Annotated in this window: 18 protein-coding genes and 1 riboswitch; of the genes, 15 read left to right on the top strand and 3 right to left on the bottom strand. The window is 71.2% G+C overall.

Annotated features, from left to right (window positions below; all coding sequences use genetic code 11):
• Positions 1-7: 7 nt before the first annotated feature.
• On the top strand, positions 8-619 hold the full coding sequence (locus EKO23_RS04220) for a TetR/AcrR family transcriptional regulator (protein WP_134714409.1): 612 nt from the start codon (positions 8-10) through the stop codon (positions 617-619).
• A 12-nt stretch (positions 620-631) separates the two neighbouring features.
• Here the strand turns inward: EKO23_RS04220 and EKO23_RS04215 are convergent, their stop codons facing one another.
• Both EKO23_RS04215 and EKO23_RS04210 read right to left on the bottom strand, forming a co-directional pair.
• Positions 632-1,738, bottom strand: coding sequence for an ABC transporter ATP-binding protein (locus EKO23_RS04215; RefSeq protein WP_134714407.1), 1,107 nt, complete (start codon positions 1,736-1,738; stop codon positions 632-634).
• A 25-nt stretch (positions 1,739-1,763) separates the two neighbouring features.
• Positions 1,764-3,158, bottom strand: a complete 1,395-nt coding sequence (locus EKO23_RS04210) for an aspartate aminotransferase family protein (RefSeq protein ID WP_134714405.1) — start codon at positions 3,156-3,158, stop codon at positions 1,764-1,766.
• Positions 3,159-3,266: 108 nt separating this feature from the next.
• On the opposite strand from EKO23_RS04210, the gene EKO23_RS04205 reads away from it, so the two are divergent.
• The 13 genes from EKO23_RS04205 to EKO23_RS04145 all read left to right on the top strand — a co-directional run bounded on the left by EKO23_RS04205 (position 3,267) and on the right by EKO23_RS04145 (position 19,401).
• Positions 3,267-4,517, top strand: a complete 1,251-nt coding sequence (locus EKO23_RS04205) for a polyamine ABC transporter substrate-binding protein (RefSeq protein WP_134714403.1) — start codon at positions 3,267-3,269, stop codon at positions 4,515-4,517.
• Positions 4,510-5,421 (top strand): ABC transporter permease, encoded by a 912-nt coding sequence (locus tag EKO23_RS04200; RefSeq protein WP_134714401.1) that lies wholly within the window; start codon positions 4,510-4,512, stop codon positions 5,419-5,421. Before EKO23_RS04205 ends, EKO23_RS04200 begins: the two co-directional genes overlap by 8 nt.
• Positions 5,422-5,470: 49 nt before the next feature.
• Complete coding sequence (locus tag EKO23_RS04195; RefSeq protein ID WP_217702449.1) at positions 5,471-6,343, top strand: ABC transporter permease; 873 nt, start codon at positions 5,471-5,473, stop codon at positions 6,341-6,343.
• A gap of 36 nt (positions 6,344-6,379) precedes the next feature.
• On the top strand, positions 6,380-7,528 hold the full coding sequence (locus EKO23_RS04190; protein WP_134714399.1) for an aromatic ring-hydroxylating oxygenase subunit alpha: 1,149 nt from the start codon (positions 6,380-6,382) through the stop codon (positions 7,526-7,528).
• 268 nt (positions 7,529-7,796) lie between these two features.
• Positions 7,797-8,363 (top strand): carboxymuconolactone decarboxylase family protein, encoded by a 567-nt coding sequence (locus tag EKO23_RS04185; protein WP_134714397.1) that lies wholly within the window; start codon positions 7,797-7,799, stop codon positions 8,361-8,363.
• A 67-nt stretch (positions 8,364-8,430) separates the two neighbouring features.
• A complete protein-coding gene (locus tag EKO23_RS04180; RefSeq protein WP_134714395.1) occupies positions 8,431-9,309 on the top strand; it encodes an RNA polymerase sigma-70 factor in 879 nt (292 codons plus the stop codon).
• A 154-nt stretch (positions 9,310-9,463) separates the two neighbouring features.
• Positions 9,464-9,586: riboswitch (TPP riboswitch) on the top strand.
• Positions 9,576-10,646 carry a thiamine ABC transporter substrate-binding protein gene (locus EKO23_RS04175; protein WP_134714393.1) on the top strand — a complete coding sequence of 357 codons (1,071 nt, stop codon included), beginning with the start codon at positions 9,576-9,578 and terminating at the stop codon, positions 10,644-10,646. It overlaps the preceding riboswitch by 11 nt.
• A gap of 7 nt (positions 10,647-10,653) precedes the next feature.
• A complete protein-coding gene (locus tag EKO23_RS04170) occupies positions 10,654-12,327 on the top strand; it encodes an ABC transporter permease (RefSeq protein ID WP_246050890.1) in 1,674 nt (557 codons plus the stop codon).
• Between the two features lies 1 nt (position 12,328).
• Positions 12,329-13,357 carry an ABC transporter ATP-binding protein gene (locus EKO23_RS04165; protein WP_134714391.1) on the top strand — a complete coding sequence of 343 codons (1,029 nt, stop codon included), beginning with the start codon at positions 12,329-12,331 and terminating at the stop codon, positions 13,355-13,357.
• A 29-nt stretch (positions 13,358-13,386) separates the two neighbouring features.
• A complete protein-coding gene (locus tag EKO23_RS04160) occupies positions 13,387-14,472 on the top strand; it encodes a phosphatase PAP2 family protein (RefSeq protein WP_246050889.1) in 1,086 nt (361 codons plus the stop codon).
• A 414-nt stretch (positions 14,473-14,886) separates the two neighbouring features.
• Positions 14,887-16,248, top strand: coding sequence for a C40 family peptidase (locus tag EKO23_RS04155; RefSeq protein ID WP_134714389.1), 1,362 nt, complete (start codon positions 14,887-14,889; stop codon positions 16,246-16,248).
• Between the two features lie 64 nt (positions 16,249-16,312).
• On the top strand, positions 16,313-18,244 hold the full coding sequence (locus tag EKO23_RS04150) for an acyl-CoA dehydrogenase family protein (RefSeq protein WP_134714387.1): 1,932 nt from the start codon (positions 16,313-16,315) through the stop codon (positions 18,242-18,244).
• Positions 18,245-18,450: 206 nt separating this feature from the next.
• Entirely contained in the window at positions 18,451-19,401 is a 951-nt protein-coding gene (locus tag EKO23_RS04145) for a type IV toxin-antitoxin system AbiEi family antitoxin domain-containing protein (protein ID WP_134714385.1), read from the top strand.
• Positions 19,402-19,487: 86 nt separating this feature from the next.
• On the opposite strand, the gene EKO23_RS04140 is transcribed toward EKO23_RS04145, so the two are convergent.
• Positions 19,488-20,009, bottom strand: a complete 522-nt coding sequence (locus tag EKO23_RS04140) for an inorganic diphosphatase (protein WP_425464381.1) — start codon at positions 20,007-20,009, stop codon at positions 19,488-19,490.
• Positions 20,010-20,134: 125 nt separating this feature from the next.
• Here EKO23_RS04140 and dacB point away from each other — a divergent pair, with 125 nt between their 5' ends.
• Positions 20,135-21,562: a D-alanyl-D-alanine carboxypeptidase/D-alanyl-D-alanine endopeptidase gene (gene dacB / locus EKO23_RS04135; protein WP_167880318.1), complete on the top strand. Its 1,428-nt coding sequence runs from the start codon at positions 20,135-20,137 to the stop codon at positions 21,560-21,562.
• Positions 21,563-21,698: the final 136 nt, after the last annotated feature.

The raw sequence follows: 21,698 nt of genomic DNA, 5'->3' as shown, positions 1-21,698 counted from the left end.
CTGTCGGATGACAGACGTGAAGCAGCAGGCGGAGGCCGTCGCGGACGTACGGCGCGACCAGATGCTCGCCGCCGCGGCCCGCCTCATCGCCGAGCGCGGCTTCTCCGACACCAGGATCGCGGACGTCGCCGCGCGGGTCGGCGCCAGTCCAGCACTCGTCATCTACTACTTCGGCACCAAGGACAGCCTGCTGACCGAAGCGCTGCGCTGGTCCGAGCGGTCGTTCTACGCCGCGGTCGAGGAGATGCTCCAGGAGACCACGGCGCTCCGGGCGCGGATCGAGAACCTCGTCGACGCCTGCCTGCCGGCGTCCCAGGACGTGCCCGACGACTGGGGGCTGTGGTTCGACCTGTGGGCCCAGGCGTTCCGGCACCCGGAGGTGAAGAAGGACCGCGCCCAGCTCGACGACCAGTGGCGGGCGCTGATCGCCCGCGTGGTCGAGGCGGGCGAGGCGGCCGGCGAGATCGAGGCGCCCGACGTCGAGGGCTTCACGGTGATGTGGGCGGCCCTGCTCGACGGCCTGGTCGTGCAGGTCGCGCTCGACGACCCGGTCGTCGACCGGGGGATGGCCAAGCGGGTCGCGCTCGCGGTCGCGGTCAAGGAGCTCGGGCTTTCCTGACCGGCTCCGGCGTCAGGACACCAGCACCCGCAGGGCGGTCGGCGAGACCCGTGCGTGCACGGTCGACCCGCTGACCAGCCACTCCGGCGGCTCGCCCCGGTGGTTGGGCACCTCTGCCTCGAGCCGGAGGCCGTCGCAGTCGAGGATCACGCCGGTGTGCGCGCCGCGGAACACCAGCGCCTCCACCTGACCGGAGAGGACGTTGGCCGCCTCGTGGTCGGCGTCGCCTCGCCCGCCCCCGGCGATCGGGGAGACCTCGACCCGCTCCGGGCGCACCATCACGCTCACCTCGTCGCCGACAGCCGGGTCGTGCTCGCACTTGGACACCGCGAGCTCGTGGGAGCGCACGCGGCACACCAGCCCGTCGGGGCTCACGCCGGTGACCGTGGCCGGGAAGAGGTTCGTGGAGCCGAGGAAGCTGGCGACGTACGAGCTCGCCGGCTGGGAGTAGACCTCGCTCGGGGTGCCGACCTGCATGACCCGGCCCTGGTGCATGACCGCGAGGCGGTCGGACATGGTCAACGCCTCCTCCTGGTCGTGGGTGACGTAGACGAACGTGGTGCCGATCTCCTGCTGCAGAGAGCGCAGCTCGATCTGGAGCTGCTTGCGCAGCTTGGCGTCGAGGGCGCCCATCGGCTCGTCGAGCAGCAGCACCATCGGCTCGAGGACGAGCGCCCGGGCCAGCGCCACCCGTTGCTGCTGGCCGCCCGAGAGCTGGAACGGCTTGCGCTTGGCGTAGCCGCCCATCTGCACGTGCTCCAGCGCGTCGACCACGCGCCGCCGCGCCTCCTCCCTGGTGGTCCGCTGGTAGCGCAGGCCGAAGGCGACGTTGTCCTCGACCGTGAGGAACGGGAAGAGCGCGTAGGACTGGAAGACGGTGTTCACCGGCCTCTTGTGCGGCGGCACCTCGGCCAGGCTGCGACCGTCGACGCGGATGGTCCCGGAGTCCGGCTGCTCGAAGCCCGCGATCATGCGCAGCGTCGTGGTCTTGCCGCACCCCGACGGGCCGAGCAGCGAGAAGAACTCGCCGGGCCCGATGTCGAGGTCGATCCCGTCGACCGCCACCTCGTCGCCGAACGTCTTGGTCAGGCCGGTCAGCGACACGGCGCCCCTGGTCATCGGGTCCGGCTCGTCGGGTCCGGCGTCATCGGGCGGCTGGTGCGGTGAGCCGCGAGGCCAGGTGGCCGCAGTTCGCGACGAACCGGTCGATGTCCTCGTCGGTGTGCTGGACCGACACCAGCCACTGCTCCACCTTGCCCCAGGGCGGCAGGAACGCGCCGCGGTTGGCCTGCACCAGCCAGTGTGCCTGGCCGTAGCGGCCGTCGAGCTGCAGGAAGTCGCGGAAGTTGCGGATCGGGTGGGGGAGGAAGGACACGCAGCCCTTGGCGCCGGCGGTGACCACCCGCCAGGGCAGGTCGTGCCGGTCGATCACGTCCTGGAGGCCGACCGTCATCCGGTCGCGCAGCCGGTCGAGGTGCGCGTACGACGCGGGGGTGAGGACCTCGGTCAGCATCGCCCGGGCGGCGGCCATCGCCAGCGGGTTGCCGTTGAACGTGCCGACCTGCTCGTACCGCCCGTCGGCGATCAGCGACATGACCTCCTCGGTGCCGCCGATCGCGGCGGTCGACACCCCGCCACCGATCGCCTTGGCCAGGCAGACCAGGTCGGGGGTGACGCCGACCAGGCGGGTGACGCCGCCGGGCCCGACGGTCAGGCCGGTCTTCACCTCGTCGAACGTGAGCAGCGCGCCGTGGCGGTGCAGCAGCTCCTTGAGCCCCGCGAGGTAGCCGTCGACGGGGTCGATGATCCCGGCGTTCATCATCACCGGTTCGAGGATCATGCCGGCGACCTGGTCGGGGTGCTCGGCCAGCGCCCGCTCGACCGCGCCGAGGTCGTTGAACGGGACGATCGTGACCAGGTCGAGGATCGCGTCGGGGATGCCGGAGTTGTCGGCCACGCCGTGCGGCCGGTCGGGGGGTCCGATGTCGTCGTCCGGCTCGGGCAGCACGGAGACCTCCACCGAGTCGTGGTGCCCGTGGTAGCAGCCCTCGACCTTGAGGATCCGGTCGCGCCCGGTCGCCGCGCGCATCAGGTGGATCGCGTCCATCGTCGCCTCGGTGCCGGAGTTCGCGAACCGCCACAGGGGCTGGTCGAACCGCTCGGCGAGGTTGTCGGCGACGACGATCGCGTCCTCGGTCGGCTGGGCGAAGTGGGTGCCGCGGGTGACCCGTTCCTGGACCGCGGCCACGATCGCCGGGTGCCCGTGCCCGGCCAGGGACACGCCGTACCCGCCGTGGAAGTCGGCGTACTCGATGCCGTCGACGTCGTAGATCTTCGAGCCGGACCCGTGGCTGAACCACACCGCCTGCGGCTCGGCGATCTGCCAGTTCGAGGTGGCGCCGCCGGCCAGGTGGGCGGCGCGGTCCCGGTGGGCCCGGCTCTGCGGCTGGCGGGCCACGAACGAGCGGGTCTCCTCGGCGATCAGGGCGTCGAGCTCGTCCGACAGCTCGTCGGACAGCGGGCTCGCGGTGGCGGTCATCGGGGCTCCCGGATCGGTCGGTACGACGCATCGAGGTCATTGACTGATTGTTCAGTCTATGCGACCGTGACGACGGGTAACAAGGTTCGGAACCCCGTGGGAGGGTCGATGCCGGAGCGCCGTCCAGGGATCTCGGGTCGCTCCGAGGTCGCGCGCAGGTCCGTGCTCAAGGGTGGGCTGGCGGCGTTCGCGCTGGCTCCGCTTCTCCAGGCCTGCGGCGGCAACGGGACGTCGTCCGCCGGCGGCGGGGGCACCGAGAAGATCCCCGCGCCCGACAACCCGATCACCTGGGACCTCAGCAAGAAGAACCCGGCGATCGAGTCCGGGCTGCGGCCGGAGCGGGGCAGCACGCTGCGGATCTACAACTACGCCGACTACCTCTCACCGCGGATGATCAAGGACTTCGAGAAGCAGTACGGCGTGGACATCCGGCTGTCGACCTTCAACGACGCCGACGAGGCTCTCACCAAGATCGCCGCCGGGAACCTCGACTTCGACCTGTACTTCCCGAGCTACGACTCGCTGGGCCGTCTGGTGCAGGCCGACCTGCTGCGGCCGCTCAACCACGACTACCTGACCAATGCCGGCAACCTCTGGCCCGGCTTCCGCGACCCGTGGTACGACCGCGGGTCGCGCTACACCGTGCCGTACACGATCTACAGCACCGGCATCGGCTGGCGGACCGACAAGATCTCCGACGACATCGCGGCGCTCGACAACCCCTACGACTGCTTCTGGGACACGCAGTACGCCGGCAACCTGGCCATCCTCGACGACTGGCACACCGCCATGGCCATGGTGCTGCTGCGCAACGGCCAGACGAACATCAACAGCACCGACCCCGACGACATCGCGATGGTCCGCAAGCAGATGCTCGAGCTGCAGGACACGATGAACCCGAAGGTCACCATCAGCATGTACACCGAGCTGCCCGCCGGGCAGTACGGCCTGTGCCAGATGTGGTCCGGGGACGCGATCAACACGCAGTACTACCTGCCGAAGAGCAAGTCGATCGACATCATGCGCTACTGGTTCCCCGAGGACGGGGTCGGAGAGGTCGACAACGACCTGGTCGTCTGCCTGGCCCAGGGGAAGAACCCGGTCGCCGCGCACTTCTTCATCAACGACCTCCTGGACGAAAAGATCGCCGAGACCAACTTCGGCTTCACCGGCTACCAGCCGCCGCTGACCGCTTTCACTCCCGAGACCCTGGTGTCGAAGGGCTACGTGCCGGAGAACCTCGCCAGCGCCGTGGTGACCGAGAAGGCCTTCGACGTCGGCGTGCCCCTCCTGCAGCTGCCGGCGGCGGCGGACGCGGCGTACCACCAGATCTGGCAGGAGTTCAAGGCAGGTGGCTGAGCGGGGCGCGCGCGGTGGGACCCGCCTCCTCTGGCCGGCTCTTGCGATCCCCGGCATCGTCTGGCTCGGCCTGCTCCTGGTCGCGCCGTTCTACGTGGTGCTGGCGATCCTGTTCGGCGGCGTCGACCCGATCCTGCGCCAGCCGGTCCCGGTCTGGAACCCCGTCTACTGGGACTTCACCCAGTTCGAGTACGTCTGGCAGCACATCGTCGGCCAGGACGCCTTCTTCCGACCCGCCCTGCTGCGCACGGTCGTGTACGTCGGTGTGGCCAGCCTGCTCTGCCTCGTGATCGCCTACCCGGTCGCCTACTACACGGCCCGGTTCGCCGGCCGATGGAAGGGCGCGCTGCTCGCCGCCCTGATCGCGCCGTTCTGGATCAGCTACATGATGCGGATGCTGGCCTGGGTGAACCTGCTGCAGACCGACGGGCTGTTCAACAAGGCGCTCAGCCTCGGCGGGCTGCTCGACGTGCACGTGAACTGGCTGGGCGGCCAGCCCGAGACCGTGGTGATGGGGCTGGTCTACGGCTACGTGCCGTACATGATCCTGCCGCTGTTCGCGGGCCTGGACCGGATGCCCGCCGCCACCCTCGAGGCCGCGCGCGACCTCGGCGCCAGCCGGTGGGAGACGTTCCGCCGGGTCACCTGGCCGCTGAGCCGGCAGGCGGTCGTCGCCAGTGTCCTGGTGACCAGCGTGCCGATGCTCGGCGACTACTTCACCACCGACCTGCTCTCGGGCTCGCCGGAGACCTCGATGATCGGCAACCTGATCAACAACTCGGTGCTCACCCCCGGCCAGACCGGGCAGGCCGGTGCCTTCGTGCTGCTGATCCTGCTGGTCTCGATCCTGCCGATGGTGCTCTACGTCCGCTACACCCGCACCGCCGAGGACACGGCGTCATGATCACCCCACGCACGTGCGCGCTTCGCACCGCTGTGCGCAGAGACCCCGAATGAGCAGCCTCCGCTGGTACCGCAACCCGTGGCGCAGGCCCTACGGGCTGATGCTGATCACCTTCCTCTACCTGGTGTGGTCGCTGGTCCCGGTGCTGGTGGCGGTCCTGTTCTCCTTCAACGACGGCCGCTCACGCACCAACTGGCAGGGCTTCTCGATGCGGTGGTACTACGGCGACCCGCTCCGATCGGTGTGGCACGACGCCAGCCTGCACACCGCGCTCACCCACACACTTCTGCTCGGCCTGCTGGCCACGGCGATCACCGTCCCCCTCGGCGTCGCGATGGCGCTGGGCCTGGACCGGTGGCGGGGGCGCGTCCCGTCCGGCGCCGACGTGGTCGTGCTGATCTCGTTCGTGCTGCCCGAGATCCTGATCGCGGTGTCGCTGCTGTTCGTGGTGACCGTGGTGTCGACCCCGGTCGGGCTCGGCACCAGCGGACAGGTGATCGGCCTGGTCACCTACCAGCTGGCCTACCCGGTGGTGATCGTGCGGGCGCGTCTGCTCACCATCGGCAGCGACTACGAAGAGGCCGCGGTCGACCTCGGCGCCTCGCCCGGTGGCGCCGTACGCCGGGTGCTGATGCGGATGCTGGTGCCCGCGATCTTCGCCAGCGCGGTGCTGGTGTTCGCCGACGTGATCGACGACTTCGTGATCGTCCGCTACCTGTCCGGCGACTCCTCGACCGAGCCGGTGTCGGTCAAGGTCTACAACACCGCACGCGCCGCGCCGACGCCCGCGCTCAACGCGCTCACCACCCTGCTCCTGCTGGCCTCGGTGCTCGCCGTGGTGGGCGGCTACCTGCTCTACCGCTGGTTCACCCGCGGCGAGAAGGAGGCGGGGAGGCTCGACGTGTTCACCGGCGAGGCCTAGGCTTGAATGGCCGTTCAATGACAGAGGGAGACGCACATGCTGGTCACCGGAACCGTTCCCCCCGCACCGGTCGACGTCGAGCAGGTCCACCGCGCCCTGGCGCCGTTCGGCTCCAGCCGAATGTTGCCGCGCGGGTCCTACCTCGACGACGCGGTGCTGGCGTGGGAGCGCGAGCACGTCTTCGGTGGCTGGCAGTGCCTCGGCCGCTCCAGCGACATCGCGGCCGGCGGCATGAGCGCCGAGTCCGTCGGTGAGTACGGCGTGCTGCTGACCCGCGACGGGGACGGCGTGCTCCGTGGCTTCGAGAACGCCTGCCGGCACCGCGGCCACGAGCTGATGCCCTGCGGCGGGTCCCAGCAGACCAAGGCGATCGTCTGCCCCTACCACGCCTGGAGCTACCGCCTCGACGGCAGCCTGATCGGCGCGCCCGGGCACCGTGGCGCCGAGCTCGACAAGCCGGCGCTCGGCCTCAAGCCGGTCGAGGTGCGCGAGTGGCACGGCTGGGTGTTCGTCGACCGGACCGGTCGCGGCATCCCGTTCGAGGAGCACATCGGCGAGCTCGAGGCCGTGGTGGCGCCGTACGGCGCGGCCGGCTTCGTCACCCCCGTCTCGCACGAGTACGACGTGGCGGCCAACTGGAAGGTGATCATCGAGAACTACCAGGAGTGCTACCACTGCTCGATGATCCACCCGGAGCTGTGCCGGGTGAGCCCGCCCGAGAGCGGCGAGAACATCGAGAAGGACGGCAACTGGGTCGGCGGCTGGATGGACCTCCGCGCCGACGCCCAGACGATGTCGCTGGACGGCCGCAGCGGCGGCGTCGCGATCCAGAAGCTCTCCGAGCACGAGCAGCGCACGGTGATGTACGTCGCGGTGCTGCCGAACCTGCTGATCAGCCTGCACCCCGACTACGTGATGACCCACCTGCTCACGCCGCTCACGCCCGACCGGACCCGGATCCGCTGCTCGTGGGCGTTCCCGTCCGACGTCGCGAACGCCGAGGGGTTCGACCCGACGTACGCCGTGGACTTCTGGGACCTCACCAACCGTCAGGACTGGGCCGCGTGCGAGTCGGTGCAGCGCGGGATGAAGGCACCGCACTTCGAGCCCGGCCCGCTGGCGCCCAGCGAGGACGGGGTCTACCACTTCGTGAGCTACCTCGCGAAGGCCTACCTCGGCACCTGACACCACCGCTGGTTGAGGAGGTGCGGGCCGCGGTGTCCTGCGCTGGTTGAGGAGGTGCGGGCCGGGGCGTCTTCCGGTGGTTGAGGAGGTCGTTCTGCGACCGTCTCGAAACCACCGGAGGATCTCTCGGGCTTGGTTTCGAGACGCTCGCTGCGCTCGCTCCTCAACCAGCGGCGCGAACATCGGCGGGCTGTCACAGATCCGCCCCGCCCGGTGTCTGGTGGGTGAACGGGCCCGCACCGGGCCCCGCACCGCGAGGAGCACCACCGTGCCCAGCACCTTCCGGATCCCCAAGGCCGAGCTGACCGGGCCCTACGGCCGCCTGCTGGTGGCGTTCACGAGGCGCACGTTCGGCGAGGTCCCCGACGTCGCCTACACGCTGTTCCACCACAAGCCGATCCTCAAGGCCACGCTGGCGTTCGAGCGCAAGGCCGCCACCTGGGACCGGCTCGACCCGCACCTCAAGGCGTACGCCGTGATGACCGCCGCCGCGACCGTGGGCTGCGGCTGGTGCCTGGACTTCGGGTACTTCATGGCCCACCACGACGGGCTCGACCTGGAGAAGGTGCGCCAGGTCCCGACGTGGCGCGATGCGGAGGTGTTCACCGACCTCGAGCGCGACGTCATGGAGTACGCCGAGGCGATGAGCACCACGCCGCTCGGGGTCACCGACTGGATGGTCGACAAGCTCACCGACCAGCTGGGCGTCGAGGCCGTGGTCGAGCTGACCAAGATGGTCGCCGTCGAGAACGAGCGGGCCCGGATGAACGCGGCGCTCGGCCTGGCCAGCCAGGGCTACGCCGACTCCTGCTCGCTGGCACCCTTGGGCGCATGAACACCCCACGAAACCCTTCGCCTCCCCCGCTGCGCTCCGCCGGCGAAGGCTTCCGCGGGGACCCCGCATGAGCACCCCCGATCCCTGGGAGCAGCACCGCGCGCTGCTGTTCACCGTCGCCTACGAGCTGCTCGGGTCGGTGGCCGACGCCGAGGACGTGGTGCAGGAGACCTGGCTGCGCTGGTCGGAGGTGGACCGGTCGACGGTGCGCGACGAGCGCGCGTACCTCGCACGGATCGCCACCCGGCAGGCGCTCAACCGGCTGCGCACGCTCCAGCGCCGGCGCGAGACGTACGTCGGCCCGTGGCTGCCGGAGCCGCTGCTCACCGCCCCCGACGTCGCCGAGGACGTGGAGCTGACCGAGGCGGTGTCGATGGCGATGCTGCGGGTGCTCGACAGCCTGACCCCGACCGAGCGCGCGGTGTTCGTGCTCCGCGAGGTCTTCGGGTTCGGGTACGCCGACATCGCGGCCGCGGTCGACAAGTCCGAGCCGGCGGTCCGGCAGGTCGCGAGCCGGGCCCGCAGCCACGTGCAGGCCCGGCGACCCGGGCTCACCGCCCCCGACGAGGTGGGGCAGGTCGTCGAGCGGTTCATGGCGGCCGCGGCCGGTGGGGACCTGCAGGCCCTGATGGACCTGCTCGCCCCGGACTGCGTGCTGCTCACCGACGGCGGGGGCAAGGCGCAGGCGGCGCTCCGGCCGATCCAGGGCCGGGACAAGGTGGCCCGCTTCATCGGCGCCACCTCCGCACAAGGGATGGCGGCGATGACGGCGGCGGACTCGACGTACCTCAACGGCCTGCCAGCGCTGCGGATCTGGCTCCACGGCGAGCTCGCGGTCACCGTGCAGCTGCGCATCGACCACGGCCTGGTCACCGAGCTGTACTTCGTGCGGAACCCCGACAAGCTGACCCGGCTCGAGGGCGAGGCGCTCCCGATCTCGCGGTAGCCCGAGGTGCCCGGTCTTGATGGTCGAGGTGCCCGGTCTTGATGGTCGAGGTGCCCGGCCTTGACTCGTGTCGCAAGAAAGGGCGCCTCGGCGCGCAAGAACTCACACCTCGGCCCGCAATTCGGGGCACCTCGGCGGGGTTGTAGGTTGGGCACACGAGAGACAGGGGAGCCCTCCCGCGGTGTGGAGCCGGGGAGAGCTGAGAGTGCGGATCCGCCGCAGACCCTCAGGACCTGATCCGGTTAGCACCGGCGAAGGGAGTCGGAATGTTCCGCCGTGCCACGGCCACCACCATCAGCACGCTCGCGGCGCTCGCACTGACGTCGTGCACGCTCGCAACCGAGTCGTCGGACGAGAAGGCCGAGCGCACCGGCAGCACCAGCGACCGGGTCGTGCTGGTGACGCACGAGTCGTTCGCGCTGCCGAAGAAGCTGGAGAAACAGTTCGAGCAGGACACCGGGCTGACCCTCGACGTCCGGCCGTCCGGGGACGCGGGCGCGCTCACCAACAAGCTCGTGCTCACCCAGGACAACCCGATCGGTGACGTCGCGTTCGGGGTCGACAACACCTTCGCCTCCCGGGCGCTCGACGCGGACGTGTTCGCGAAGTACGACGCGCGGCTGCCGGCCGGAGCCGACGCCTACGCACTCGACGAGGGCAGCGACCGGCTGGCGCCGGTCGACCAGGCGTCGGTCTGCGTCAACGTCGACACCGCCTGGTACCAGGAGCACGACCAGGCCCCGCCGAAGACGCTCGACGACCTCGCGGACCCCGCGTACAAGGACCAGCTCGTGGTGCCCGGCGCCCCCACCAGCTCGCCCGGCATGGCGTTCCTGCTCGCCACCATCGCCCAGTACGGCGAGGACGGCTGGCAGGACTACTGGTCGCGGCTCATGGCCAACGGGGCCAAGCTCACCAGCGGCTGGAACGACGCCTACTTCGTCGACTTCACCGGCGGCGCCGAGAAGGGCACCCGTCCGATCGTGGTCTCCTACGACACCTCGCCGGCGTTCACGGTCGACAAGAAGACCGGCCGGTCGACGACCGCCGCGCTGCTCGACACCTGCTTCCGCCAGGTGGAGTACGCCGGGGTGCTCGAGAACGCGAAGAACCCCGAGGGCGCGCAGAAGGTCGTGGACTTCCTGCTCAGCGACGAGGTGCAGGCGGCGCTGCCCGACAGCATGTACGTCTTCCCGGTCGCCGACGGGGTCGTCCTCCCGAAGGACTGGGAGCGGTTCGCGGTCACCCCCGACCAGCCGTACGCCGTCGACCCGGCCGCGATCGCCGAGCACCGGCAGGACTGGCTGACCGAGTGGACCGACGTCACCAGCCGGTGAGCCCCCGGTGACCGGCGCAGTTGCCCCGGTCACCGCCGGGCACCCCACCGCACGCCGGCTGCTGGCCCTGCTGGGGCTGGCGGCCGGCCCGGTCGCGGTGCTCTGCGTCTTCTTCGTGCTGCCGGTCGCGGGCATGCTCGCGGAGGGGTTCTGGCCGGACGGCACGTTCGACCCGCAGGGCGTGCTCGAGGTGCTCGCGCGGCCGCGGGTGCACCGGGTCCTGTGGTTCACGCTGTGGTCCGCCGCCGCGGGCACCGTGCTCACCGTGCTGCTCGGCGTCCCCGCCGCGCACGTTCTCTACCGCCTGCGGTTCCCGGGCAGCCGCGTGCTCCGCGCCATGCTGCTGATGCCGTTCGTGCTGCCGACCGTCGTGGTCGGCGTCGCGTTCCGCCAGGTGCTCGGCGCCGGGGGGCCGCTGGCGTCCCTGGGCCTCGACGGCACGCCGGCCGCGATCATCGCCGCGCTGGTCTTCTTCAACCTCGCCGTGGTGGTGCGCACGGTCGGCACCGCGTGGGAGGGCCTCGACCCGCGGCCGGCGCAGGCCGCCGCCGCGCTCGGGGCCTCGCCGCGGCAGGTCTTCCTGACCGCGACCCTGCCCGCCCTGCGCGGTGCGATCGTCTCCGCCGCCAGCGTGGTCTTCCTCTTCTGCGCCACCGCGTTCGGCGTCGTCCTCGTCCTCGGGGGACTGCGCTACGCGACCGTCGAGACCGAGATCTACCTCCTCACCACCCAGCTGCTCGACCTCCAGGCCGCGGCCGCGCTCTCGCTGCTGCAGCTGGTCGTCGTCACGGTGCTGCTGTACGGCGCGGCCCGCACCCGCGCCCGGACCGCGGCGGTCGCGCGGCGCCGTACCCGTGCCCGCCGGCCCGGCCGAACCGACGTGCCTGCCGTGCTCGTGACCCTGGTCGCGCTGCTCCTGGTGGCGGTCCCGATCGTCACGCTCGTGGTCGGCTCGCTGCAGGTCGGCGACGGATGGGGCCTCGACAACTACCGCGCGCTCGACACCACCGGCACCGACCAGGTGGTGCTGGTGCCGGTCACCGAGGCGCTGGGCAACTCGCTGCGGATCGCCGTCGACGCGACCTGGATGTCGGTCGGGCTCGGGCTGCTGGTCTCGGTCGTGGTCACCCGGCGGTCGCACTCGACCGCCGAGCGGCGGGTCCGGGGTGGGCTCGACGGCTTCTTCATGCTGCCGCTCGGCGTCTCCGCGGTGACGCTGGGCTTCGGCTTCCTGATCACGCTCGACCAGCCGCCCCTCGACTTCCGGGACTCCCCGCTGCTGGTGCCGGTGGCGCAGGCGCTGGTGGCCCTGCCGCTCGTCGTACGCACGCTGGCGCCGGTGCTGGCCGGCATCGACGACCGGCAGCGGCAGGCCGCGACCTCGCTGGGCGCCTCGCCGCTGCGGGCCCTGGTCACCGTCGACCTCGCGCTGCTGCGCACCCCGCTGCTGGCCGCGGCCGGGTTCGCGTTCGCGGTGTCGCTGGGGGAGTTCGGCGCGACGTCGTTCCTCGCCCGCGACGACCGGCCGACGGTGCCGGTGGTGATCTTCAAGCTGCTCGGCCACCCCGGCTCGCAGAACTACGCCATGGCTCTGGCCGCCTCCGTGGTGCTGGCGGCCGCGACCGCCACCGTGATGTTCGTCGTCGAGCGGCTCCGGGTCCCTGGCGTGGGAGGGTTCTGAGGTGCCGACCCCGTCCGAGCAGGTCTTCGAGCAGGGGCTCGACGTCCGCGACCTCACCGTCCGGTACGGCGCGCTGGTGGCGGTCGACGACGTCTCGCTGGCGCTGCCGCGCGGCGAGGTGATGGCGGTGCTCGGCCCGTCCGGGTGCGGCAAGTCCACGCTGCTGCGGGCGGTCGCCGGCCTCGAACCGCCGGCTTCCGGGCGGATCCGCTTCGACGGCGCCGACCTCGCCGGCGTGCCGACGCACAAGCGGGGCTTCGCGCTGATGTTCCAGGACGGCCAGCTCTTCGACCACCGCAGCGTCGCGGCGAACGTGGCCTACCCGCTGCGGATCCGGCGCCGGCCGCGGGGCGAGGTCGGCGCGCGGGTCGCGGAGCTGCTCGAGCTGGTCGGCCTCGAGGGGTACGGCGACCGCGGCCCGGCCACGCTGTCGGGCGGCGAGCGGCAGCGCGTCGCCCTGGCCCGGGCCCTGGCCGTCGAGCCGCGCCTGCTGCTGCTCGACGAGCCGCTCTCGGCCCTCGACGCGGCGCTGCGTGAGCGGCTCGGCCACGACCTCCGCGCGATCCTCGCCGCGAGCCGCACCACCGCCCTGCTGGTGACCCACGACCACGAGGAGGCGTTCGCCGTCGCCGACCGGATGGCGCTGATGCGCGCCGGGCGCCTGGTCCAGTCGGGCACCCCGGCCGAGGTCTGGGCCGCGCCGGCCGACGCCGACGCCGCCGGGTTCCTCGGCTACGCGGCCGTGCTCGACGGGGAACCCGCCGAGGTGGTGCTGCGGGCGGCCGGACTCTCGTCGGCCGGGCAGGTGGCGCTGCGCCGGTCCGCCCTGCGGGTCGACGACGGGGGACCGCTGACGGGCCGGGTGGTCTCGGCCCGGGCCACCCCCGAGGCGACGCGGCTCGTGGTGATGGTCACAGGCGTGGGGGAGCTGGCCGCCGTGGCCCACCCCGGGACCCCCGCTCCAGGACCCGGAGAGGACGTCAAGCTTGCCGTCGACGGGTCCAGAGTGGCCGTCATCCCGTTTGGCTGAGCGCTGGCCTCCTTGCCTAGACTGCACGCGTGTATCGCCGGGCCTACGTACTCCTGATCGGAGTCGCAACACTGATGGGCTCGCTTGCCGTGCTCACGGCGATCAGCCTGGACAAGAACCTGGTCGACCCCGAGGGCTTCCTCGGGCCGTCGTGGCTGCGGCTGCCGATGCTGGTCTTCGGCGCGCTGCTGCTCGACATGCTGCCTCGCATCATCTGGTACGCCCGGCTCAAGCCGAAGGCCTCCGTGCAGGTCTTCAAGGACCGGTGGCACTCCCACTGGAACCGTGAGCGCATCACGCTCGTGGTGATGGGCCTGGTCTGCTTCTACATCACCTACGTGAGCTACCGGAACCTCAAGTCGTTCCTGCCCGAGGCGATGGGGCTGAAGAAGTACGACCGCCAGCTGCACATCCTCGACCAGGCGCTGTTCTTCGGCCACGAGCCGGCGCTGGTGCTGCACGACCTGCTCGGCACCGGCATCGTCGCCCATGTCCTGTCGACGATCTACCTGTGGTTCCTGCCGATGGTGCCGCTGGTGCTCACCGCCTGGCTGATCTGGTCGCGCAACATCAGCTTCGGCTACTGGTTCGCCACCTCCCAGTGCCTGGCCTGGAGCCTGGGCACCGCGTCGTACTACGCGCTGCCGACGCTCGGCCCCGGCTTCGAGTACACCTGGCTCTACCAGGACCTCGACAACACCGGCACCACCCAGCTCATGGACGCGCTCAACACCGGACGCGAGAACGTCTACTGGGGCGGGATCGAGGGCGCCGTGCAATCGGTGGCCGGTTTCGCGAGCCTGCACACCGCGATCACGCTGCTGGTGGCGCTGATGGCGCAGTACACCATCCGCATCCGCTGGGTGCACTGGGCGCTGTGGACCAACTTCGGGCTCACCATCATCGCCACCCTCTACTTCGGCTGGCACTACGTCGCCGACGACATCGCCGGCATCGCGATCGCCCTGATCTCCTTCTACCTCGGCGGCCTGGCCTCCGGGCAGAAGTTCGAGCGGCACGGTCTCTCCAGTCATCCGACGACGACCACCTCCCGGGTCCCGGTCGAGGAGAACCGCCCCCGCCCCACCAAGAAGTCCGGCGCCCCGGCCGCCTGACGCGCGCACCGTCAGAGTGGTGGGCGGAGCCGTGCGACAGGGCGGGGCCTTGGTTCGAGACGGTCGCTGCGCAACCTCCTCAACCAGCGGCCGGCGGCCGCTCCTCAACCAGCGGCGCCGTGACCCCGGTGGTTGAGGAGCGAGCGCCAGCGAGCCTCTCGAAACCACGGCCCAGAATTACATGTTTGTCATTCGTCAAGCCGACGCGCCGTTAAAGTTGAGAAAATTCGAGAAAACTGTTCCGCGTGTGACTTCTGAGCACTAGCGTGCTTCCCGTGCCTCGGGCGATGGGGAAGTCGCCCGAGGCCCTTCCACGACGACGAGACGGCAGGGGTTCGACCAGTGCGACGGAGCAGCACCGGGCAGGCCGGCACGACCCGACCCCGTCGGCGATCGCCGGGCAGGGGGTCGGTGGTGGCCCTGGTCGGTGCGCTGACCGCCGGTCTCCTGGTCGCCGGCGGGCTCGCCCCCGCGACCGCGGACCCCGATGACGGGGGCACGCCCTCCCGGGCCGAGGTCGAGGCGGCCCGGCAGGCCGCCGTCGGCAAGAAGCGTGACGTCGCCGCGGTCCAGGCCGACCTCGCGGCGGCCAACCAGCGCGTGCAGTCGGCCAGCATCGCCGCCGCGCAGGCGTCGGAGGCCTACAACGCAGCGCGCTGGAAGCTCCAGCAGGCCCGCAAGTCTGCCGCCGCCGCGTCGAAGCGCGCGACCGCGGCCCAGGGCGAGCTGACCGTCCACCAGAAGCAGTACGGCGACGTGATTGCGGCGACGTACGAGATGTCGCCCGGGATCACCACCCTCTCCGCCGTGGTCGGCGAGGACGGCATCGACGGGGTGGTCGAGCAGGCCAACACCATGTTCGAGATGACCGACTCGATGGACGACATGCAGCTCGAGCTCGAGGCCACGCAGCAGGTCGCCGACCTCACCCGCAAGGACGCCGACCGGGCCGCGAAGGCTGCCGCGAAGCTCGAGACCGAGGCCGCGAGCGCCAAGCAGGCAGCGGAGACCCAGGAGTCCGCCGCGCTGACGGAGGCCGAGACCGTCGCCCGGGAGAAGGACCAGCTCATCCACGAGCTCGCCGACCTCCAGGACATCTCCGTCGACCTCGCCACCCGCCGCCAGGCCGCGCTCGAGGACGCCGCCCGGCAGCAGGCCCAGGACGCCGCACAGACCCCGCAGCCGACCGAGACCAGCACCCCGCCGACCGCCGGGAACGGCGACGGCTCCGGGGACGGCTCCAGTGGCAGCACCGCCGGCGGTGGCAACGGTGGGGGCAGCAACGGTGGTGGCAACACCCCCGACCCCACGCCGCAGCCCGACCCGACCCCGGACCCGGCTCCCGAGCCCGACCCCGCGCCGGCCCCCGACCCGGCACCGCAGCCCGACCCGACGCCGCCTCCGCCGTCCCCGTCCGGCGCGCAGCGCGCGATCTCGTTCGCCCGGGCCCAGATCGGCGAGCCGTACCGCTGGGCCGCGGCCGGCCCGAACGCCTGGGACTGCTCGGGGCTGACCATGAAGTCGTGGCAGGCCGGCGGGAAGTACCTCCCGCACTACTCGGTCGGCCAGTACCAGTCGTCCACGCCGATCAGGTCCTCCCAGCTGCAGGCCGGCGACCTGGTCTTCTGGGGCTCGTCGTCGAGCCCGTCGTCGATCTACCACGTCGCGCTCTACATCGGCGGTGGCCAGATGATCCACGCGCCGCGCACCGGGCGGCCGGTGACCCAGGAGTCGATGTACTACTGGACGGCGCCGAACTTCTTCGCCCGCCCCTGACGCCGCGCCTCTGGCTCCGCCCCGACCCTCCCTCCGGTCTGGTCCGGGGTGGCAGAGTCTGGGCATGGCCTACGAGCAGCCCCACGTCGACGTCGCCGCGCTGACCGCGCTCCTGGACGGCAGGTACGCCGACGTGCGCGAGCTCGTCCGCACCAACTTGGTTAAGTACGCCGGCGTGCTGGAGGAGCAGGAGACCCTCTCCACCGACGAGTTCCGGGACCGGGTGCGGGACCTCGTCGTCGAGCTGGCGGCCACCGGGCAGACCGGGATGGGTTTCCCCGAGGAGTACGGCGGCGGTGGTGACATCGGCGCCTCGATCGCGGCGTTCGAGACGCTCGCGTTCGGCGACCTGTCGGTGCTGGTGAAAGTCGGCGTCCAGTTCGGGCTGTTCGGCGGCGCGATCCTCCAGCTCGGCACGAAGCGGCACCACGACGCGTACCTCGCCGACCTGGTCACCGGCCGGCTCATGGGCTGCTTCGCGATGACCGAGACCGGGCACGGCTCGAACGTGCAGGCCCTCGGCACCACCGCGACGTACGACGCGGGGGCCGGCGAGTTCGTGATCCACACGCCCGACGACAGCGCCCGCAAGGACTACATCGGCAACGCGGGCCGGCACGCCGACGTGGCCGTGGTGTTCGCACAGCTCGAGATAGGGGGCGAGTCCGAGGGCGTGCACGCGTTCGTGGTGCCGCTGCGTCGCGACGGCGCGGTGTTGCCCGGCGTAGGCATCGAGGACGACGGGCCGAAGATGGGCCTCAACGGCGTCGACAACGGCCGCATCTGGTTCGACCACGTGCGGGTGCCCCGGGAGGCGCTGCTCGACCGGTTCGCGTCGGTGTCGGAGGGCGGGGAGTACTCCTCGCCGATCGAGAGCCGCAACCGGCGCTTCTTCACGATGCTCGGCACGCTCGTCCAGGGGCGGGTGTGCGTCGGCGGCGCGTCGATCAACGCGGCGAAGGTGGCCCTGACGATCGCGCTGCGGTACGCCGTACGCCGGCGCCAGTTCGAGGCGACCGGGCCGGACGAGGAGCAGCTCCTGCTCGACTACGGGATGCACCAGCGGCGGCTGCTGCCGCTGCTCGCGCGCACCTACGCGCTGCACTTCGCGCAGGAGGTGGTGGCCTCCGACCTGCACACCGTCTTCAGCGGCGACGTGGACGACGAGCGGGCCCGACGTGCGCTGGAGTCGCGGGCCGCCGGCACCAAGGCGCTCGGCACCTGGCACGGGACGCGGACCATCCAGGAGTGCCGCGAGGCGTGCGGCGGCGCCGGCTACCTCGCGGTGAACCGGTTCGCCGCGCTCAAGGCCGACACCGACGTGTTCACCACCTTCGAGGGCGACAACCACGTGCTGCTGCAGCTGGTGGCGAAGGGGCTGCTCACCGACTACGCCGGCGAGTTCGAGGACATGGACCAGCTCGGCATGGCCCGGTTCGTGGCCGGCCTCGCCGTCGAGACCGTGGTCGAGCGGACCAGCGTGCACAAGCTCCTCGAGCGGCTGCGCGACGTCCTGCCGGGCGGCGACGAGTGGGACCAGGAGGCCGGGCTGCTCGACCCGAACTACCAGCTCGCGATGTACCGCTTCCGCGAGGAGCACATGATCGCCGGGGTCGCCCGGCGGCTCAAGCGCGGGATCGACGACGGCATGAACCCCGGCGAGGTGTTCTCACGCGTGCAGGACCACGTGATCGGCGCCGCCCGGGCCCACGTCGAGCGGCTGGTGCTCGAGGCGTTCGTCGACAAGCTCGCCGGGCTCGAGGACGGCGACCAGAAGGTGGCCCTCGGCCTGCTCTGCGACCTGCACGCCCTGCACGGCCTCGAGCAGGACCGGGCCTGGTTCATGGAGCACGGCCGGATGCCCTCCGCGCGAGCCAAGGCGATCACCCGTGAGGTCGCCGACCTGTGCCGGAAGCTGCGCCCGTTCGCCGTCGACCTCGCCGACGCGTTCGGCGTACCGGACGAGATGCTGCGGTCGCCCGACCTGGTGGGGTGAGGGCCGGGAGATTCCCCGGACGTCCGGGGAAATACTGCGCTGTCAGGGAATGCTTTCCCTGACAGCGCAGCAATTTCCCTGACCGTCAGCGGAAGGTCGGCGAGGGCGGCCCGGTCTTCGTCCACAGACCGCCATCGCCCGAGTGATTTCCACAGGTGCCCAGCGCGCGACCCGGGTGGACGGACGTCCGGTCGCAACCTGTGGCCATGAACCCAGACCACGCTGCCCGGACCGACCTGACGATGGGACTGTTCACTCGAGCGGACGTGCTCAGCGCCGGGAACGACGACAACTACATCGCACGGATGGTCAAGAGTGGCGCATGGCACCGTGTGCGGAACGGCGCGTTCATGGCGGCCAGCCAGTGGGGTGAGCTCGACGAAGCGGCCCGACACAGGGTGCTCGCGCGCGCCGTTCTGTCCAAGACGAAGTCCCGGGCAGTTCTCTCGCACGGGTCTGCGCTTCTCGAGTACGGCGTGCCGGCCTGGGATCTCCCCCTGACGGACGTCCACCTGACCCGGCTGGATCAGCGGGGAGGTCGACGCGAGGCGCGTGTGTGCCAGCACCGTGGCCGCCTGTTCGTCGGCGACGTGACGTACCGCAACGGACTGATGGTGACCTCACCCGTGCGAACAGCGCTGGACGTCATGGCGACCACGGACTCAGAGCACGGACTGGTGGTCGGATGCGGCCTGGTACGCGCTGGCGAGTGCACTGTGCCGCAGCTGGTCGGGGCGTACGAAGCCGTGGAGTCCCGACCGCACTCGCTGGCCACGCGCGTGGTGCTCTCCCTCATCGACCCGCGGCTCGAGTCCCTCGGCGAGATGCGAACGTACTTCCACCTCCGCTCCCAGGGCCTACCTACTCCGATCCCCCAGTTCGAGGTTCGTGACCGGGGCCGGCTGGTGGCCCGCCTCGACTTCGCGTGGCCCGCACAGAAGGTCTGGCTGGAGTTCGACGGCAAGAGCAAGTACGTCGACTTCTTGCGTGAAGGAGAAACCCCGGCTGACGCGGTCATGCGGGAGAAGTTCCGGGAGGACGAAGTGCGCCGACTCACCGGCTGGATCTGCATTCGGGTCACGTGGGCGGACCTCTACGACCCCGTGCGACTCGCGCGCAAGGTGCGACGGGCGTTCGCAGACCAGGCTGCGGCCTGACTGGTCAGGGAAATTGATGCCCTGTCAGGGGAAGCATTCCCTGACAGGGCATGGATTCCCCGGACGTCCGGGGAAATTTTGCGGCCTCAGTGGTGGCCGCCGGACTCCTGGAAGCGGTCGAACGAGGCGCGGACCTCGGCCTCGGCCTCGTCGCGGCCGACCCAGTTGGCGCCTTCGACGGACTTGCCGGGCTCGAGGTCCTTGTAGACCTCGAAGAAGTGCTGGATCTCGAGGCGGTCGAACTTCGACACGTGGTTGATGTCTCGCAGGTGCTCGAGACGCGGGTCGTGCGATGGGACGCAGAGGACCTTGTCGTCGCCGCCGGCCTCGTCGGTCATGCGGAACATGCCGATCGCGCGGCAGGCGATGAGGCAGCCGGGGAAGGTCGGCGCCTGGAGGATCACCAGGGCGTCCAGGGGGTCGCCGTCCTGGCCCAGGGTGTTCTCGATGTAGCCGTAGTCGGCCGGGTACGCCGTCGACGTGAACAGCATCCGGTCCAGGCGGAGCCGGCCGCTGGTGTGGTCGACCTCGTACTTGTTGCGCTCACCCTTGGGGATCTCGACCAGGACGTCGAACTCCAGCACTTCATCCTCCACATCGTCAGGCACCGGTCGGGCGGACGGGGGCCGCGGCCGCGGGGGCCGGCCTCCCGGACGTCGGTGTGACCCGGGCGCCGGGCCGGGGCCATCCTCCCGCACAATGGTTGCAATCGCGTACTCGGAAGGGAGATTTCGTGGGTCGTAGTGACGCACGCCACGACGGCCGACGGTTCTCCCGGCCGCTCTACCGGTGGCTGCCGGTCGCCCTGGTGCTGGCAGTGCTGGCGGGTGCGTTCGTCTCCTTCGAGTACGACCTCGGCGACAAGCTGGGCCTGTCCCGGGACGAGGCCGGCCCGGCGGGCGTCGAGCCGCCCGAGGGGCTCGAGCTGCCCGAGCTCCCGACCCCGGCGCCGGTCGCCGGCGAGCTGCCGGGTGGCAGCGTGCGTACGACGAAGGTCCGCGCCGCCCTGGCGCCATACCTGAAGGACAAGGACCTCGGCCCGCACGTCGTCGTCGCGGTGGCCCAACCCGGGCAGGACCCGGTGTTCGAGCAGGGCCGTGGCCCGGCCACGCCCGCCTCGACGATGAAGCTGCTGACCACGGTCGCCGCGCTCGAGTCGCTCGGCCCGGGCGCCACGTTCACCACCCGGGTGGTCGACGGCGCGAAGCCACGCGACATCGTGCTGGTCGGCGGCGGCGACCCCTACCTCGCCCGCAAGCCGGGCCGCTCGTCGTACCCCAGGGTCGCGGACGTCACCACGCTGGCCGGCAAGACCGCCGCGGCGCTGAAGGCGGCAGGGCGTACGACTGTCCGCGTGCAGTACGACGACCACCTCTTCACCGGTCCGAAGGCGAGCCCGACCTGGCCGCCGACGTACGCCGACGTGGCCGCGCCGATCTCGGCGCTCTGGGTGGACCAGGGCACCACGCCGGGCCAGTACGGCTTCGACCAGGACCCGGCCGCGGTCGCCGCCGACGCGTTCGTCGCCGGGCTGGAGAAGGCCGGGATCACCGTGGCCGGGACCCCGAAGCGCGTGAAGTCAGGGGAGTCGGCCGACGTCGCGTCTGTGCAGAGCCCACCTCTGTGGCAGATCGTCGAGAAGGTGCTCGCGACCAGCGACAACGAGGGCGCCGACGTGCTCTCCCACCAGGTCGGCCTCGCCGAGGGGACCGGAGGGTCCTTCGTGGGCGGGGCGCGCGCCGTACGCCAGGTACTGACCGGGATCGGCGTCGACCTCGACGGTGCCGTGATCCACGACGGCAGCGGGCTCTCGCGGAGCGACCGGCTGCAGCCGGCCACCCTCCTCGACGTGCTCGCGCACGCGGCCGACGCGGAGCGCCCCGAGCTGCGGGCGGCGATCACCGGCCTCCCGGTCGCGGGGTTCACCGGCTCGCTCGCGTTCCGCTTCGACAAGGGTGCCCCGGCCGGCCGCGGGCGCGTGCGCGCGAAGACCGGCACCCTCACCGGCGTGCACGGGCTGGCCGGCGTGACCACCGACCGCCAGGGCAACCTCATGTCGTTCGTGCTGATCGCGGACAAGGTGCGGCTCGAGGACACCCTCGACGCGCGGGCCACCCTCGACCAGATGGCCGCTGCGCTCGGCGCGTGCCGCTGCGGCTGACGCAAGACGGGGCACCTCGGAGCGCAAGACGGGGTACCTCGGCGCAAGCCCGGCAGCTGGTTGAGGAGCGAGCCCCAGCGAGCGTCTCGAAACCAAAGCGCGCGCCTTGTTGCACGGTTGGGCTCGCCATTTCGGA

It is taken from the genome of Nocardioides guangzhouensis (genome assembly GCF_004519545.1).
Lineage (GTDB): Bacteria > Actinomycetota > Actinomycetes > Propionibacteriales > Nocardioidaceae > Nocardioides > Nocardioides guangzhouensis.
The sequence above is the reverse complement of the archived record's forward strand: the minus strand, read 5'-3'. Positions and strand labels throughout refer to the sequence as shown.

Excerpts from the sequence above, each read along its gene's own strand:
- EKO23_RS04220 (WP_134714409.1), top strand. The coding sequence starts at position 8 with ATGACAGACGTGAAGCAGCAGGCGGAGGCCGTCGCGGACGTACGGCGC.
- EKO23_RS04215 (WP_134714407.1), bottom strand. The coding sequence starts at position 1,738 with ATGACCAGGGGCGCCGTGTCGCTGACCGGCCTGACCAAGACGTTCGGC.
- EKO23_RS04175 (WP_134714393.1), top strand. The coding sequence starts at position 9,576 with ATGTTCCGCCGTGCCACGGCCACCACCATCAGCACGCTCGCGGCGCTC.
- EKO23_RS04180 (WP_134714395.1), top strand. The coding sequence starts at position 8,431 with ATGAGCACCCCCGATCCCTGGGAGCAGCACCGCGCGCTGCTGTTCACC.
- EKO23_RS04150 (WP_134714387.1), top strand. The coding sequence starts at position 16,313 with ATGGCCTACGAGCAGCCCCACGTCGACGTCGCCGCGCTGACCGCGCTC.
- EKO23_RS04145 (WP_134714385.1), top strand. The coding sequence starts at position 18,451 with ATGAACCCAGACCACGCTGCCCGGACCGACCTGACGATGGGACTGTTC.
- EKO23_RS04190 (WP_134714399.1), top strand. The coding sequence starts at position 6,380 with ATGCTGGTCACCGGAACCGTTCCCCCCGCACCGGTCGACGTCGAGCAG.
- EKO23_RS04210 (WP_134714405.1), bottom strand. The coding sequence starts at position 3,158 with ATGACCGCCACCGCGAGCCCGCTGTCCGACGAGCTGTCGGACGAGCTC.
- EKO23_RS04195 (WP_217702449.1), top strand. The coding sequence starts at position 5,471 with ATGAGCAGCCTCCGCTGGTACCGCAACCCGTGGCGCAGGCCCTACGGG.
- EKO23_RS04205 (WP_134714403.1), top strand. The coding sequence starts at position 3,267 with ATGCCGGAGCGCCGTCCAGGGATCTCGGGTCGCTCCGAGGTCGCGCGC.